Raw genomic sequence first — 15,828 nt, 5'->3', positions numbered from 1 at the left:
GTATTTTATAATATTTATTAAAAGCATTCGTCACGAAATCGTCATTTGATAATGTTAAACGAAATTATTAAAGTGATTGAAAACACAGAGTAAAGACGTTAAAAATCGGCATTTTCTGACTTTATAACCTTCGCAACAACATAAAAACCCAATACTTTATCACTACCTCCAAAACCCATTATTTCGTTTTATGCAACTCTGTGATTTTCTAGTTGTTTGTAATTTAGGGAAAAAAATAAATTATTGGCCAATATTGTTTTTACCAAAATCGCAATAGCCTCGTTAACAAAAAAATGACAACTTGCAGACTTAGCCAATAATTGCTCACTGCTGTACTTGCATGACCGATTTTTAACTTGAATAAATTTTACGCATATTTTACATACAGAGGGGCAGTACTAGGCTTTATGTGCCGAACGATAGCGTTTGTTTAAGATTGGGCTTATAGGAAATTGTCAGTCAAACAAAAGACGCAGAACAGGACATATTGTAAATAAAAGCAAGCAACAGCAGGGACGATTTACACTCATTCCCGCTAATAAGGAATAAAAAAGCCTCTTCCGAGGCCTTGTTTAATGTTAGAGGTTTTAGTGTGCTTTATACCGTTTACGGAACGCATGTAACAGCGGTTCAGTATAACCATTCGGTTGCTGCGTACCTTCGAAGACAAGCGCCAGCGCCGCTTGGTAGGCTAAGTTAGTAAGTAGGCCTTCTTCTGTTTTTGCCATCGGCTGATAGGCAGCATCGTGTTCATTTTGCCCATCGACGACCCCTGCCATTTTTGCAAACGTTGATTCCACTTGAGCTCTGGTGCAAATACCATGAAACAACCAATTTGCAATGTGCTGGCTTGATATACGCAGTGTCGCTCTGTCTTCCATTAAGCCCACGTGATTAATATCCGGTACTTTAGAACAGCCAACGCCTTGGTCTATCCAACGAACCACGTAGCCCAAAATACCTTGAGCGTTGTTGTCTAACTCGGCTTGAATATCTTCTTTACTTAATGAAACAGAATGCATCAACGGCGGAGTCAACAAAGTAGCTAAAGAAGCTTCTTGGCGTGTTTTTAGCTGGTTCTGCACGTCAAATACGTCAACCTGATGGTAATGCAATGCATGCAGTGTCGCTGCAGTTGGAGAGGGAACCCAAGCCGTATTTGCACCGGATTGAGGATGCCCTATTTTTTGCTCCATCATCATCGCCATTTTATCTGGAATAGGCCACATTCCTTTACCTATCTGAGCCTTATGCTGGAATCCACACGATAAACCGATGTCCACATTTCTATCTTCATATGCCGTGATCCAAGGTTCACCTTTGATCTTGCCCTTAGGCAATACAGGTCCGGCTAACATCGATGTGTGAATTTCATCACCCGTTCTATCCAAAAAACCAGTATTGATAAACACAACACGATGCTTAGCTTCAAAAATACAGGCTTTTAAATTTGCAGATGTGCGACGCTCTTCATCCATTATTCCCATTTTGAGGGTAAAACGAGGAAGCGAAAGCGCATCTTCAACCGCTGCAAAGATTTGATTTGTGTATGCAACCTCTTCAGGGCCATGCATTTTAGGTTTTACGATGTTTATACTCGCCGCACTCGAGTTCTTAAATGGACTATTCCCTTGTAAATCATGCAGCGCACACAACGAAGTGATCATCGCGTCCATGATCCCTTCAAATATCGGCTCGCCCTGTTCATCTAAAATGGCATCATTACTCATCAAATGTCCGACGTTACGCACGAACATCATACTGCGACCTTTTAGCGTGATCCGCTCTTGCGATTTACCATAGTATTGCCTGTCCGCAGCCAACGTCCGCGTTTGTGCTGCACCTTGTTTGACAAACGTTTCACTTAACGTGCCTTTCATTAAGCCGAGCCAGTTACGGTAGACACCAACTTTGTCTTCGGCATCCACAGCAGCAACGGAGTCTTCACAATCCATTATCGTGGTTGCTGCGGCTTCTAAAACAACGTCTTTAATACCCGCTTTGTCTGCTGCTCCGACAGGGTGAAACGGATCAAACTGTATTTCTATATGCAGTCCATTGTGTTTAAACAACAAACACGTTGGTGCGTTAATTTGGCCTTGATAGCCGATGAACTGCGCTGGATTCGCTAGTTTCACTTGCGTTGAGTCACGCAACGTCACGACCAACTCTTCATTAATGAGCGCATAATTCGTACTTTCGATGTGTGATCCACTGACCAGCGGCAAGACTTTGTCTAGAAATTGCCTAGCGTAAGCCATTACCTTAAAACCACGCACAGGGTTATAACTTTGCGTACGCTCAGCACCATCGTCTTCACTGAGTACATCCGTGCCATATAGCGCGTCATACAAGCTGCCCCAACGCGCGTTTGCTGCATTTAAGGCGAATCGAGCGTTACTCACCGGCACAACCAGCTGGGGTGCTGCAGTGAGCGCAATTTCAGGTTCGACGTGCTCAGTTTGAATCGCAAAAGGGGCAGGTTCGCTCACCAAATAACCGATAGACTCTAAAAATGTCCGATATTCATCCGTGCTATAACTCGAATTTGCACGATGAAATTCATCAATTTTGTTCTGTAAGTCGTCTCGTTTAGCTAACAGAGACTCGATTAGTCGGCGAAAGTGAGGTGATAAGCGATGCGAACTTAGACCAAAATACATCAACAGCAATGCCCGAGCCAGGCAAAGCTTCTTGGTTAATAAACTGATAAAGCGCAGGGTGGATTGAGAGTCCTGCATGTTGCACCATGTTAGTCATGAGCAATTCCTTCACGTAATTTTGAACGGGTTATTAAAAACCATACCCGAAAATGCCCAAAAACAAATCACCTTCGCCATTCACAAAAGATATAGCCAGAATAACAACTATAAATTTAAAAAATCATTAAAACAGGCCTAGGTTGTAATTAAGCGCTACGGGACCTCTCACTCTACCCAGTTAGCGCAAGGTTTAAGTTTGAAATTACTGTTTACCCGTTCAAAGGATACCGATTATGACTCGCTACCAAACACAACTAGATACGTTTGCTACGCTTTGTGAACGTCAAGGCAACACGTGGAAATCTATCGACCCAGAATTTGCAAACCGCATGAATTTACAAAACCGCTTTAAAACGGGTTTAGACATCGCAAAATATACAGCGAAAATCATGCGCGAAGATATGGCAGCCTATGACTTAGATTCGGCTCAGTACACTCAGTCGCTTGGTTGCTGGCATGGTTTCGTTGCACAACAAATGTTGATGGCCGTAAAGCGTCACAGAAAAACAACTAAGCGCGCTTACGTATATTTAAGTGGTTGGATGGTCGCTGCGCTTCGTTCAGAATTTGGACCACTTCCGGATCAAAGTATGCACGAGAAAACCTCTGTTCCAGCGCTCATCGAAGAGATTTATACCTTCTTGAAACAGGCTGACGCTCGAGAGCTAGACCATCTTTACAAAGAGCTTGATTTGGCGCGTGCAACCGGTGGTGATGTTGATGCAGTACTTGCTAAAATCGACAACTTCGAAACGCATGTTGTACCAATTATTGCAGACATCGACGCAGGTTTTGGGAATGAGGAAGCAACCTATTTACTCGCGAAGAAGATGATTGAAGCCGGCGCATGTGCTATCCAAATTGAAAACCAAGTGTCTGATGCAAAACAGTGTGGACACCAAGCGGGTAAAGTTACAGTGCCACACGAAGACTTCTTGGCGAAAATTAACGCCGTACGCTACGCGTTCTTGGAGCTTGGCGTAGAAGACGGTGTAATTGTTGCGCGTACTGATTCTCTAGGGGCAAGCCTGACTCAGAAAGTACCGGTATCACGTCGCCCAGGTGATTTAGCAAGTCAATACACCGCGTTTTTAGACACGACACCAATCACGAATATTGCTGATTTAGAAGAAGGCGATATGGCCATTAAATTGAACGGCGAACTGTGCAAACCTGTGCGTTTAGACAATGGGCTATATCAATTCCGAGAAGGTACAGAAAAAGACCGCGTAGTACTAGATTGCGTTACAAGCTTACAGGCTGGCGCAGATCTGTTATGGATTGAAACTGAAAAGCCAAACGTGAAACAAATTGCAGAACTTGTGAATCGAGTGCGCGAGCAAGTGCCAAACGCTAAATTGGTCTACAACAATTCTCCAAGCTTTAACTGGACACTGAAATTCCGCGAGCAAGTTTATTCTGACTGGAAAGCGGCAGGTAAAGATTTAAGCGCGTATCCAAATCCTGCAACCGATGCCAAAGCTCTAATGGCAAAAGAGATGGATGGAACAGAGTTGGCCGCTGCAGCAGACGAGTTAGTACAACAGTTCCAACGTGATGGCGCTCGTGAAGCGGGTATTTTCCATCACCTTATTACATTACCAACGTATCACACAGCGGCTCTGAGCACAGATATTCTGTCGGAAGGCTACTTTGGTGACTTAGGGATGTTAGCGTACGTACGAGATGTTCAGCGTCAAGAAATCCGTCGCGAACAAGCATCCGTTAAACACCAAGACCTAGCAGGTTCAAATATAGGTGACACGCATAAGGAATACTTCTCTGGCGAAAATGCGCTTAAAGCAGGCGGTGAAGCCAACACCATGAACCAATTCTAAGGGGAGTGTTCTCCTAGGATGTTATAATCAGTTCCCTTTCAAAGGTACTTTCAGTACTTTTATTTTACCCATAACACGTAAGATCAACTTTTTACCAACCATAGCATCACCGAGTTTGAATGAACGCCAAGAATTTATATTTCTTATATTTATCAGTCTGTTATAAAAACAAGGTTGTAACGGTATTAGTTGAATAGGTTGAGTTCAGAACGATTTTTTACGTACTGACATAACGCGCTGACTATCTCAGTATCACATTGAATCATTGTCTACATAACAGCAGAGTATAAAAGACCAACTGTAAAGGGGGTTTACAATTTCTCTCCATATTTTGAACACATTTAGAAAGTAGAGTAAAAGTAGGTCAATGGGGATAAAAAATCGAATGAAATCAATACGCGCTTTCTTATTGAGTTCTGCATTAGTATTTTGCGCGCAATCTAAAGCAATACCGGAATCGATACAAGAGCAAATTAATCAGGGTCACCTTACTCAAGCACTTGACGCTTTGAAACAGGAACCTGTCGTCACTTACGCGTCAAAAATAGACGTCGATACGACCATTGCGAAAATCTACCGTCTACAATCACGCTATCAAGATGCCCTCGATATTCTCGACTCTCTCTCTCATCGCCCCAATATTCCACTTGAACTTGCTTTTGAAATCGCGACAGAAAAAGGCATCAGTGCGCGAAATATTTCGAAAAACTTAGTTGCCTTAGACGCATATAAAGAAGCCCTAGAAATCGCAAAAACGCTTAGAGACGACGAGACTCATAGCAAAAACGTACATCAATTTGGGCGTACTCAGTGAGAACTCGACCAATTTATCTACGTCGATGGGGTATTACGAGCAGGCAAAAACCTATCTCCAAAACAGCACAAACTGGGCTTTAAAAGGTTCTCTTGAATTCAATATTGCCGCGATTAACGAACGCATGGGTGATTTTGAACAAGCGAAAGCGTATTTAACGAGGGCTTTAGAGTATGACCGACGCTCTGGCAATTTAACCAACGTGGGATTCACGACACTCAAACTTGCCGTGATGGTTGCGAGACAAGGTGAACCGAGTGAAGGGTTAATCGAGCTGACGAAAGCAATCGAAGAACTCAAACAAATCCAAGCCAATGAGTTAGTTTCTCGTGCATATTATGCGTTAGCCGACGTATACAAAAAGCTAAATTTAAACACGGAGCGCAGAGATGCGGCGCTCCACTCGCTTGAGTTCGCTCTGTTAACCCAGTCTCGAATTCAACAATCTCACGGCTATCTCGCGGTCATCGAAAGTGAACTTGAAGCGAACAATGTTGATGCGGCAAAGGGCTACTTAAAGCCTTATGAACATTTGGTGAAAGAAACAAAATCTCCGCATCACCAATACATGTTAATGAAAGTGAATGCCCAAATTGCTGAACTCGAGGGCAGGTTTGAAGCCGCCACGCTTACATACAAAACCCTTTTGGATACGCAGTATCAAACATTCGAAGAAAAGCTGAAAACACAGTCGCAGAATCACAAATCCTCTTTGGACATGCTGTCAAAGCAACAACAAGTTGTTGAGCTTGATAGAGACCGCAAGCTAACCATCTCTCAACTTGAAAATGCGAAGTTGCAGCAACAAAGATGGTTGTTGGCATTTGGCCTTACTTTTATTTTTGTATGTACGTTTATCTATTTGTATGTTCATAAACGCCGCTCTGCAGAACTTAGAGCGCAATTGTATGAAGCAAACATCAGGCAGAAAGACCAACTTCTTGCTGATATCTCTCATGAACTGCGCACACCGCTCAGCGTATTGAAGCTGCATATAGAAGCAATGGAACATAACTTGATTGATGATAAAACCGTTGCTTATGAAAAAATCAACGACAAAATCAGTCAATTGAATCACCTTATTTCGGATGTGTATCAATTATCACAAGCCGAAAACAATGCATTGACGGTATACAATGAGAAATACAATGTGCACCAGTTAATGACCAGTTACAGCTACGACATGCAGCGCATGATAAGCAAACACAATTTACGTTTTGTCTGTGATATTGCGGTGGCTCGAGACATCAGCATGTACGTTGACAAACCCAAGTTGGATAGGATCATCAACAACCTGACCAAAAATGCGTGTTTGTACACTGATTCTCCAGGTCTTGTGCGCTTTAAAGTTCGATTAAATCCACAATATGTCTTTATTCAAATCGATGATTCATCACCAGGCGTAACCAATGATCAACTGTCAAAGTTGTTTGAACGATTGTATCGAGTGGACACGTCACGCAGCCGTGCGTCAGGCGGTTCGGGTCTTGGACTCTCAATTTGCCAAAGTTTGGCTCAAGTTATGCAAGGAAAAATCGACTTGAAGCAAGGCAAGTATGGAGGTTTATGTGTCAAACTCCTCCTACCATACGAATATAAGGCAAATTAGCGGGAATCTCCCCAATTCATCCATTTTTCATCCACATTGCTTTGCTTAAATTCTAAATATAGAGAACAGGAGCAATTTTATGGAAAATCGCACTATAAAGCATGAAGAATGGCTTAGAATTGTAGACTCTCGAGCGAATAAAAAAACGGGCCGAAAGCAGAGTAAAGCAGTCGCAAGGAAGCGACCTTCTACCCATGTTTGGCTGATGATTTTCTTTATCACCTTAGCCTGCATTTTTGGCTACCGCATGATGGATAAAGAAACACAAGTAAGCGTTAACACATTATCTGCAAACACAAAGCAAGTAATTGAACGCCACTTTTCTAAACAATTTATGATGGGAAGCTGGCAACTCAGCCGCGTAAAATTTGGCGACAGCGAAATTGGCGTTTACGTCCAAATTCCAAATGAGCTTGCCTTATCGGCTGAAGATCAAAAGCGTTATATTCAGCAATCGCTTTGCCCATCAGGTGACGACTACATTTGGCAAAGCATTGGTCAACATGGCTTGTTCATTCATTTGTTCACCAATAATTTGCGCAACAGTCAGTACGCACAGTGCCTAAGAGCCTGATAAAGAAAAAGAAATTTATGAGCGCCGTTAAGGCGCTTTTTTGTTTTCAGCAGACCATCCTAAAGAGCGTTGACACGTTTCAAGCTTTATTTGAAGAGCGTAATGAAATCTAAAAGCAAACGAACTCTGCGGCATTCGTCATTTTTATTCTGGAAGGAAAGCTACAAAAGGTGGCACTATCAATCACGATTACTCATCATATTGCGATAGATTTTAATAGGCGACACCAAAATGAATATGAAGGAATTTGCGAGTTTAGTTGGCTTATCCTCTTACACACTCCGATATTATGAAAAAATCGGATTGCTTAAAAATATCCAAAGAAATAGCATTGGTCACCGCGTTTACTCTTCTAAAGACGTACAATGGGTCGCATTTATTAAACGCTTGAAAGAAACAGCCATGCCGCTGGACGACATTTTAGCATACGCTACGCTGAGAGAAACTGGGCCACAAACGGCACTTGAGCGCCAAAGACTACTTGAACACCACCAAAAACACCTAAAACAACATATCTCTCAACAAAAAATGCATCTTGCCGCGCTTGAAGAGAAAATCAATCTGTATAAAGCCAATAAAGTTCGTTGACTTAGAGTGAACTCTAACTTTTATGCTGCTCCTAATTTTACAAGTAGGAGCATTCTCATGGAAAATTCACGTTTCAATATCGGACTTAAACTGCTTGAGCAAATTGATGGCGAGGCGGGTAAAAACGTCATTGAAAGCTTGCAGGATATTTGCCCTGATTTAGCCAAGTACACTATTGAGTATCCCTTTGGCGATATCTATGCCCGTTCGGGTTTGGATTTAAAATCGAGAGAGATAGCGACTGTCGCCGCGTTAACCGCACTCGGTCACTGTACACCACAACTAAAGGTTCATTTAAATGCAGCACTTAATGTTGGATGCACAGAAGATGAAATCAAAGAAATCCTTCTTCAGATGTCCGTTTACGCCGGGTTTCCCGCATGACGCTCAATGGCATGTTTGCGTTTAAAGATGTGCTGGAACAAAGAAAGTTAAAGCAATAAGGTTAATTCATACAAAGTAACCTCAGGCCACGACAGTCATATACGGCGACGGTGACATGTTAGGGCCTGATGCGAAAGATAGTATTGCTTGTACCCACTCTGGCGAACTGGTAACGTATTGTTAATAAGTCAACAGTGTGGCACTGTCGCTTTGTATTGGAAATTAGTAACAAGGACTCGAGATGAAATACATTAACACTTTATTTTCCGCGTTAATATTATCAACAATTTCAACATCTTCCTTAGCCAATCAACTCACTCCTGAGTTTGTGCTCAATGAAATTGATGTTGCTCAAAAGCATTATATGTGTGATTCGCCAGAGGCCGCAAAATCCGCGCTTCAAACGCTTGCTCGGTTGCTGGAGTCAGACCAATCTTTAGCGCTGCTCGATAAGATTGGACCTGATAATCTGGCTTTTACCTATGCTCGACTGGGGTTAGTCTACGAAAATTCGGGAGACAACTTAAAAGCATCCGATTACAAAGCAAAAGCGGTAAGTTTAATGCAACGTCATTTAAGCGAAGTTGACTGGGAAGGAATGAAGCAACTTATACAATTTTTTGATTCAAATTTAAAAAAACGCGATGACTCGGTCAAATGCTCCTAGAGACAGTAATACTGTGGGCTAATTTGCTTCGATCGAATTTTGCCCACGTAATTCTTCCCAATAGTGGGTTTTAGGTACTTTTTATAACAATGTTTAGTAATAGGGAAGCAAGCGGCTAGGGGGCTGATTTTGCGCCTTGCATGATGAGGCGGTTCATAGTCCATCTTGCACAAAACGTCTGATAGAATCGGTTACCGCCAAACTATTGGATCTGACCGTTTAAGTTGACCTTTTCCACTTTCGGATCTATTCACAAAAAATGGCATAACAAGGACGTCAAAAAGCATGAACATCTATCTTACGATTGCGGGTTTTCTCAGTGCCATCGCAGCGGTGATGCATTTAGGATGTATTTACTTTGGCGCGCCTTGGTATCGCTTTTTTGGCGCTGGCGAACAAATGGCAAGACTCGCTGAGCAAGGTAGTCCTAAGCCTACATGGATAACGTGTGGGGTGGCTCTCGTACTCAGTGTTTGGGCGTTATACGCCTTTTCTGGCGCAGGCATCATCCAAAAACTCCCTTTTACCCGTTTAGTTCTAATCGCTATCTGCTTGGTCTACACAACAAGAGGTATAGCTGGGTTTTTCTTTATCCTGTCCCCCATGGGTCGCTCCGTCGAATTTTGGATTTGGAGCTCAACCATTTGCTTAGTTATAGGACTTCTTCACTGCATTGGTCTCAAGCTGCAGTGGGTAAGTCTATCACTGTAGTAATGGATGTTTTTCCTCCCACTCCTCTGAACTTAATGCTTTTTGATGTTCTTTAAGAAGGGATCATCATTTTGCTTTTTGGGTTTACGTTGTTCCTGTTTCGCCTTTTCCACATTTTTAAACGCTGGAGGTGGGATTGGAAATAATGTGATGAGCGGCAAGAGTGCGATTAATAAATAAGCACCTTTAGGCATTTTTTTGGCCCAGCGAATAAGTCGTCGGCCAAAAATAAGTGGGATTAGCAAAAACATCGCAAAAAAAACGAGTTCGTTAACGTCCATGCGCTTATCATGTTTCCATCACAAGAATGTTGTGGATATTGGGTTGGTTGCCATGAAAACAAGCGCTACTTTCTTTTTATTCGAAACAAATAAATCGCTCCATCAAGTTACTACGTACAACCCAGCTTGAGTCAAACAGTCAATTTGGGGTAATCATTGATAGACATCAGCGTGGTTTGGTTTAAACGAGACCTTCGTATAACAGATCACAAGCCTTTAAAAGAGGCTATCAACCGGGGTAAGCCGGTATTATTACTATACCTCTTTGAGCCGTTTTTACTTGCAGATCCTCATTACGATGAACGGCATTGGCGTTTTGTTTGGCAATCCTTGCAAGACCTAAACTCACAGTTAGCCCCTTATCAGACTCGCATTTATGTTCTGAACGCTGATGCACAGCGTATCTTTGATACCTTGGCACAACATTTCTCAATCTCGTGCGTGTACTCTCATCAAGAAATTGGATTACACAATACCTTTCAACGCGACAAAGACATCCACCAGCAGCTCACCCAGTTGAATATTCCTTGGCTTGAATACCAAAGCGGAGCTGTGATCCGAGGTTTATCGTCCCGAGTGGACTGGGATAAAAAATGGATTGATTTTATGCGTTCTCCACTCGATACGCCCAATTTTGAGCAAGCTATGTGGTTAAATACTGACTGTTTGGATTGCTTTGTGATAAACCCCATAGACACGTGGGTAAACAAACATAGAGGTATGCAGACGGGCGGTCCGACACTTGGCTGGGCGACGTTGAATGACTTTTTTCTCGGACGCGGAAAAAGCTACGCGTACAACATTTCAAAACCCCACGCGAGTCGGGCAGCCTGCTCACGCCTCTCTCCTTATCTAGCGTGGGGAAACCTGTCACTACGTGAAACCTATCAAACCGTACTAACACACTGGCAAGATAAAGGATTTCGTCGCAGCTTAGTCGCCCTTGTGTCACGGCTGCATTGGCATTGTCATTTCATACAAAAATTTGAATCGGAATGCGATATGGAGTTTCGACCAGTTAATCAAGGTTACGCACAATTCCCCTACCGCACCTTTCCAGAAATCAACGACGATTTGGAAGCTTGGAAGTCAGGAAAAACGGGTATACCTCTAGTGGATGCCTGCATGCGCTGCTTGATACACACTGGGTATTTAAATTTTAGAATGCGTGCGATGCTAGTGAGTGTACTAACCCATCATTTGAACATTGATTGGCGACTCGGTGTTACTCACCTAGCTCGACTGTTTTTAGATTTTGAACCAGGGATCCATTATCCCCAGTTTCAAATGCAAGCGGGTGTCACAGGGATGAACACAATCCGCATTTACAATCCGATCAAACAAGCCCAAGAACATGATCCCGATGGTGTATTCATCAAAAAATGGTTACCCGAATTTGCAGAACTGCCAGCCACACTAGCTCATGATCCTAGTCAGCTCACGCAAATGGAAGCGATCATGTATGGCGTGAGTGAGGATTCTCGTTATCTGCATCCTATTATCGATGTGAATAAAGCGTCGGCCGCAGCAAGAGAACGTCTTTGGTCATATCAAAAACGTGTCGAAGTGAGACAAGAAAATACCCGTATTTTAGCAAGGCATGTCAGGCCATCCGCATAGGCAGGCCTGACGCCGCCGGTGAGTTTAAAACCACGTCACCATTTGTTCTAAAGTACGACGCGTTTTATCACGTGATGGGTCTTCGAGACGGTAACCAAATGCCGCCATTACACACGGTACATAACGCTCAGTATCGATACCAAAATGCGTCTTTAATACGTCGGTTGCTTTGTCTAATTCAAACCCTTCAATAGGGCAAGAATCAATGCCCAGTAGCGCCGCTGACGTCATCATGTTACCCAACGCGATATAAGCTTGCTTAGCAGACCAATCCGTAATCTGGCGACGGCCTTCAATACCAAAATCATGTTCTTGGAATTTTTGATACGCCGTATTCATAAAGTCAATGACCTCACTTGGCAACTGCTTTACGTTTTTCATGTGATTTTGTAAATATTCACTGTTGTGTCGCATGTTAACATCGGTATGCGCCAAAAAGATCACAAAGTGACTCGCCGTGCCTAATTGACCCTTAGAGCCATTAAATGCACCATTCGCACCCCAACTAAACTCTCGAAATAATTCACGTTTTTCAGGTGACTGAACGACCAAGAGATTCCATGGTTCCATACCGAATGAACTCGGTGATAATCGAGCGGCTTCTAAAATACGATTAAAATCGGCATCTGCTACCTTTTTCGTGTCGTCAAACACTTTGGTCGCATGACGAAATTCAAATGCGGTTTGCAATGCCTGATGCATCGCTTGGTTATCGATAGTTGATCCCATCATTGATCCTCAATAGTTATTTCTTCAACAACACCTGCTTTACGCAAGGTACCTTAGCTTGTGGAGTTGCATTCTATGAAATAAACTATTTGTTGATAATACCGATTAATCGATAAACACTTTTTAGATTTTATTGAAAATGAACATTGAACACTTACAACTCTTTATTCGCGTTGCGAATACGTTAAACATTAGCCAAGCTGGTCAAGAATTGGGGTTGTCCGCAGCGGTGGCAAGCACGCATCTCAATAAGCTGGAAAAGTCGTTGGGGGTCAAGCTGATCTATCGTACTACTCGGCAAATCTCCCTAACTGAAGAAGGTCGTATTTTTCTGCCTCATGCTGAAAGTGTGCTCTCGGCGGTTGAAGCGGCAAGAGCTGCGGTTGGCTCGGGCAATACAAATCCCAAAGGAATTCTACGCATGACCGCTTCTGCTTCATTTGGGCGACAACATTTAGTTCCAGCCATTGGGTCGTTTTTAAAAAAATACCCAGATATCCAAATAGACATGAGCTTTTCGGATGCTATGGTCGATTTAGTGGAAGGGGGATTTGATGTGGCTATTCGCAGTGCGCCGCTGAAAGACTCCAACCTCATTGCGCGAAAATTAGCGAACGATAGGCGTATCGTGTGCGCATCCCCAAGTTACTTAGAACAATTCGGGATACCAATGCACCCCAACGATGTGAAACACCATCAGTGCGTTAACTTCAGAGACAGAGATATTTGGACCTTTAAAACCGCGGAAGGGAAAATTGCGATAAAAACCAACACCAAAATTCGCACCGACAATGGTGAATCGATGCGAGATGCAAGCCTTGAAGGATTGGGGCTGGCCATTAGCTCTACGTGGAATATTTATAAGCACCTCCAACGCGGCGAGCTTGTACAAGTACTTGACGAATATCCTTTGGATATTGATGTTGCAATCTGGGCGGTTTACCCAAGCTCTCGCCTTGTGCCGCCCAAATTACGCGTTTTCATCGACTTTCTCAGTACTTGGTTTGGTGATACGCCATATTGGGAATCTGAACTCAGTGCTTTGGTTTAACACTTAAATAGTCAAACGCTTTATTCAATACTACATCCGTGTTGTTGAGTATGTCTTGCCAACTCGGCGTAACTGTAATAGCGGGATACAGCGCGTCTGTTGGTGTTTCAACAAAAGCATAATACCGCTCAGATACACTAAAACGACGTTCAGAACGAGGCAAAGTGAACATCAAAAGTTCTCCGTAGTGATTAGGATCGCCACCCGTTGGCGAACCGATCAACGTCGCATTTAAAATTTGATGATATTGCGCAGCATTGCTCATGGCCGCAGAAAACGTCCCACCATTGATTAAAACAACGACACCTCGTTGCCAATTCACCGTATCGAGATGAGATAAACACGAAGAAAATGCAAGTCCGGTGTAAAAACTACCACCGCCATTGTCACGAAGATCGATAATAAGGTGCTGTGTTTGTCGTTTTGTCAGTTGTTTAATCAAGGAAGTACACGAATCAATGACCTCGTCAAAAGTGGGGTAAGTGTCAAAATCAAAATAGGCTGTTTTCGTCGCGTCAAAATAGCGCATTTGAATACCGGGCATGCCGATATCATTCTCTTTTGCCCATTCCTGTTGTTTTGGCAGTGCCGTCTGTATGCTGGCAAACTTACTCATTTCAACAACATCAACGGCTTGAGATTGGGGCTTTCCACTCACATTGAAGGTGAACGTCGCTGATGATGGAGATTTGGTTATACCAACAGCAAACAGTACTTTTGCTAATGTTACTTGAAACGCAAATCGGTCTTGTGCACTGTAACGATTGTCAACACCGTACAAATAAGGCTGCAACTGCTCAAAGACCTGCGGAATAGTCACCCCATCGATAGCCACTACTTCGCTACCAATCAAGGCCTCATACTTCGGTGTTGCCCCAACAATTCGCAGTGCTTCATCAATGTATAAAAACTGAAATGGAAAATGCTGATGTGGACCAGACATCGGGTAATAATTTGAATGGCCATCTTTGATGCTCGCCATAAGTTTCATCAATTGCGATTCCACTTCCGCTTCAGAGAGCTTAGGTAAATGCGCAAGAATCGCGTTAACTTGGTTATCAAAATCGGACTCTGGCTGGCTATGAAAAGCATTTAAGTGATGCGTTTTCACTTGCTCTTGTAAATAGTGAATGTCTTCTCGCCAGTTATCCAGTTGTGTACCAGATAAGCTATATGCCTTGCTAAGGCTAAACAACATTAAACTGAGTAAATACCACTTATGCATGTTCTTCTCTCCCTTGGTGTTGAACAAATACAGACGGTGAAACACCGAAGTATTGGGAAAAAGCACGTCTGAAACTGTCGTAGTTGTTAAAACCCACTTTCGTCGCGACGTTTGTAAGACTTGCTTGAGATTGAGAAAGTAGATCTCTTGCACGCTCTAAACGAAGCTTTCGAACATATTGGCTCGGGCTACTGCCGAGGTGCGACTTGAACAAACGGGTAAGTTGGCGTTCACTTAAACAGGCTTTTTCTGCCATTTGTGCAACGGTTGTCGAGTGATGCAGTTGCGATGGCAGCCATTCAATCAGTGTTGATAAACGCTGGCTTTCACCCGTTTGTATTGCTAACAGATCGGAATATTGTGTTTGTTGACCACTACGCTGCAAATACACAACGAGTTCTTTCGCCACTTTGGCCGCCATCGCTTTACCAAAATCCTCACCAATCAACGCAAGCGCCAGATCCACCCCAGACAAGACCCCTGCAGACGACCACACCGTGCCATCGTTAATAAATAGCGGGTCGAGTTTCACATGACACTGCGGAAATTGCTCAGCGAGTTGCTGACAATGGCGCCAATGCGTCGTAATCGTTAACGATTTTTCAGGGTAGATTTGTGGGAGTAAAAACGAACCGGTGCAAATACTAATCACGCGACTCGCATTATCAGCGATAGCTCGCAGCTGTGTCGCTTGCTGCACCGTTAACTTTAACGTTCGCATACCCATGCCACCGCATAATATGAGGGTGTCACAGCGCACGTTATCATTTAATCCAGCTTCGGCATGAACCTGTTGTCCATACGCAGTCGCAATCAACCCAGGATGCAGACTCAAAAGCTGAGTTTGATACGCATTCTGAACCAGTGTGTTGGTTTCCATAAAGGCATCAAGCGGGCCAAATAAATCGAGTGCTTGAAATCCATCGGCAATAAAAAAAGTCAGTTTTTGAGTCATGTTATGTCCTCCTGACATAA

At 43.2% G+C, this 15,828-nt stretch carries 13 protein-coding genes and 2 pseudogenes; 10 read left to right on the top strand and 5 right to left on the bottom strand.

The genetic code is table 11. From position 1 onward, the window contains the following. Positions 1–587: 587 nt before the first annotated feature. Positions 588–2,760: pseudogene (locus tag J5O05_RS20755) on the bottom strand (malate synthase G). A gap of 235 nt (positions 2,761–2,995) precedes the next feature. Between J5O05_RS20755 and J5O05_RS20750 the strand changes: the two are divergent. The 8 genes and pseudogenes from J5O05_RS20750 (at position 2,996) to J5O05_RS20715 (ending at position 9,947) form a co-directional block, all read left to right on the top strand. Continuing rightward, entirely contained in the window at positions 2,996–4,600 is a 1,605-nt protein-coding gene (locus J5O05_RS20750; protein WP_208844837.1) for an isocitrate lyase, read from the top strand. Between the two features lie 385 nt (positions 4,601–4,985). Beyond that, entirely contained in the window at positions 4,986–5,414 is a 429-nt protein-coding gene (locus J5O05_RS20745) for a hypothetical protein (RefSeq protein ID WP_208844836.1), read from the top strand. Next, complete coding sequence (locus J5O05_RS20740) at positions 5,398–7,023, top strand: ATP-binding protein (protein ID WP_208844835.1); 1,626 nt, start codon at positions 5,398–5,400, stop codon at positions 7,021–7,023. Before J5O05_RS20745 ends, J5O05_RS20740 begins: the two co-directional genes overlap by 17 nt. 79 nt (positions 7,024–7,102) lie before the next feature. Next, entirely contained in the window at positions 7,103–7,597 is a 495-nt protein-coding gene (locus J5O05_RS20735; RefSeq protein ID WP_208844834.1) for a hypothetical protein, read from the top strand. Positions 7,598–7,828: 231 nt separating this feature from the next. Next, positions 7,829–8,185: a MerR family transcriptional regulator gene (locus J5O05_RS20730; protein ID WP_208844833.1), complete on the top strand. Its 357-nt coding sequence runs from the start codon at positions 7,829–7,831 to the stop codon at positions 8,183–8,185. 57 nt (positions 8,186–8,242) lie between these two features. Then, positions 8,243–8,628, top strand: a pseudogene (locus tag J5O05_RS20725) (carboxymuconolactone decarboxylase family protein). Positions 8,629–8,810: 182 nt separating this feature from the next. Beyond that, positions 8,811–9,236, top strand: coding sequence for a hypothetical protein (locus J5O05_RS20720; RefSeq protein WP_208844832.1), 426 nt, complete (start codon positions 8,811–8,813; stop codon positions 9,234–9,236). Between the two features lie 285 nt (positions 9,237–9,521). Then, entirely contained in the window at positions 9,522–9,947 is a 426-nt protein-coding gene (locus J5O05_RS20715; protein ID WP_208844831.1) for a hypothetical protein, read from the top strand. Between the two features lie 32 nt (positions 9,948–9,979). On the opposite strand, the gene J5O05_RS20710 is transcribed toward J5O05_RS20715, so the two are convergent. Beyond that, a complete protein-coding gene (locus tag J5O05_RS20710) occupies positions 9,980–10,141 on the bottom strand; it encodes a hypothetical protein (RefSeq protein ID WP_244370119.1) in 162 nt (53 codons plus the stop codon). Between the two features lie 243 nt (positions 10,142–10,384). Here J5O05_RS20710 and J5O05_RS20705 point away from each other — a divergent pair, with 243 nt between their 5' ends. Beyond that, positions 10,385–11,848, top strand: coding sequence for a cryptochrome/deoxyribodipyrimidine photo-lyase family protein (locus J5O05_RS20705; RefSeq protein ID WP_208844830.1), 1,464 nt, complete (start codon positions 10,385–10,387; stop codon positions 11,846–11,848). A gap of 24 nt (positions 11,849–11,872) precedes the next feature. Here the strand turns inward: J5O05_RS20705 and J5O05_RS20700 are convergent, their stop codons facing one another. Then, positions 11,873–12,580: an NAD(P)H-dependent oxidoreductase gene (locus J5O05_RS20700; RefSeq protein WP_377100781.1), complete on the bottom strand. Its 708-nt coding sequence runs from the start codon at positions 12,578–12,580 to the stop codon at positions 11,873–11,875. Positions 12,581–12,716: 136 nt separating this feature from the next. Between J5O05_RS20700 and J5O05_RS20695 the strand changes: the two genes are divergently transcribed. Continuing rightward, the gene (locus J5O05_RS20695; RefSeq protein ID WP_208844829.1) at positions 12,717–13,628 is read left to right on the top strand and encodes a LysR family transcriptional regulator; all 912 of its coding nucleotides are present in this window, start codon (positions 12,717–12,719) and stop codon (positions 13,626–13,628) included. Here the strand turns inward: J5O05_RS20695 and J5O05_RS20690 are convergent. Further along, entirely contained in the window at positions 13,612–14,853 is a 1,242-nt protein-coding gene (locus tag J5O05_RS20690) for a S41 family peptidase (RefSeq protein WP_208844828.1), read from the bottom strand. The genes J5O05_RS20695 and J5O05_RS20690 overlap by 17 nt on opposite strands. Beyond that, on the bottom strand, positions 14,846–15,808 hold the full coding sequence (locus tag J5O05_RS20685) for a GlxA family transcriptional regulator (protein WP_208844827.1): 963 nt from the start codon (positions 15,806–15,808) through the stop codon (positions 14,846–14,848). Before J5O05_RS20685 ends, J5O05_RS20690 begins: the two co-directional genes overlap by 8 nt. Positions 15,809–15,828 lie beyond the last annotated feature (20 nt).

Source organism: Pseudoalteromonas xiamenensis, assembly GCF_017638925.1.
In the GTDB taxonomy this organism is placed as follows: domain Bacteria; phylum Pseudomonadota; class Gammaproteobacteria; order Enterobacterales; family Alteromonadaceae; genus Pseudoalteromonas; species Pseudoalteromonas xiamenensis.
This window is presented reverse-complemented; position numbering and strand designations above follow the sequence as displayed.

What these genes read in the sequence shown, in the direction of transcription:
- J5O05_RS20750 (WP_208844837.1), top strand. Translation starts at nt 2,996, where the DNA reads ATGACTCGCTACCAAACACAACTAGATACGTTTGCTACGCTTTGTGAA.
- J5O05_RS20745 (WP_208844836.1), top strand. Translation starts at nt 4,986, where the DNA reads ATGAAATCAATACGCGCTTTCTTATTGAGTTCTGCATTAGTATTTTGC.
- J5O05_RS20735 (WP_208844834.1), top strand. Translation starts at nt 7,103, where the DNA reads ATGGAAAATCGCACTATAAAGCATGAAGAATGGCTTAGAATTGTAGAC.
- J5O05_RS20730 (WP_208844833.1), top strand. Translation starts at nt 7,829, where the DNA reads ATGAATATGAAGGAATTTGCGAGTTTAGTTGGCTTATCCTCTTACACA.
- J5O05_RS20720 (WP_208844832.1), top strand. Translation starts at nt 8,811, where the DNA reads ATGAAATACATTAACACTTTATTTTCCGCGTTAATATTATCAACAATT.
- J5O05_RS20715 (WP_208844831.1), top strand. Translation starts at nt 9,522, where the DNA reads ATGAACATCTATCTTACGATTGCGGGTTTTCTCAGTGCCATCGCAGCG.
- J5O05_RS20710 (WP_244370119.1), bottom strand. Translation starts at nt 10,141, where the DNA reads ATGCCTAAAGGTGCTTATTTATTAATCGCACTCTTGCCGCTCATCACA.
- J5O05_RS20700 (WP_377100781.1), bottom strand. Translation starts at nt 12,580, where the DNA reads ATGATGGGATCAACTATCGATAACCAAGCGATGCATCAGGCATTGCAA.
- J5O05_RS20695 (WP_208844829.1), top strand. Translation starts at nt 12,717, where the DNA reads ATGAACATTGAACACTTACAACTCTTTATTCGCGTTGCGAATACGTTA.
- J5O05_RS20690 (WP_208844828.1), bottom strand. Translation starts at nt 14,853, where the DNA reads ATGCATAAGTGGTATTTACTCAGTTTAATGTTGTTTAGCCTTAGCAAG.
- J5O05_RS20685 (WP_208844827.1), bottom strand. Translation starts at nt 15,808, where the DNA reads ATGACTCAAAAACTGACTTTTTTTATTGCCGATGGATTTCAAGCACTC.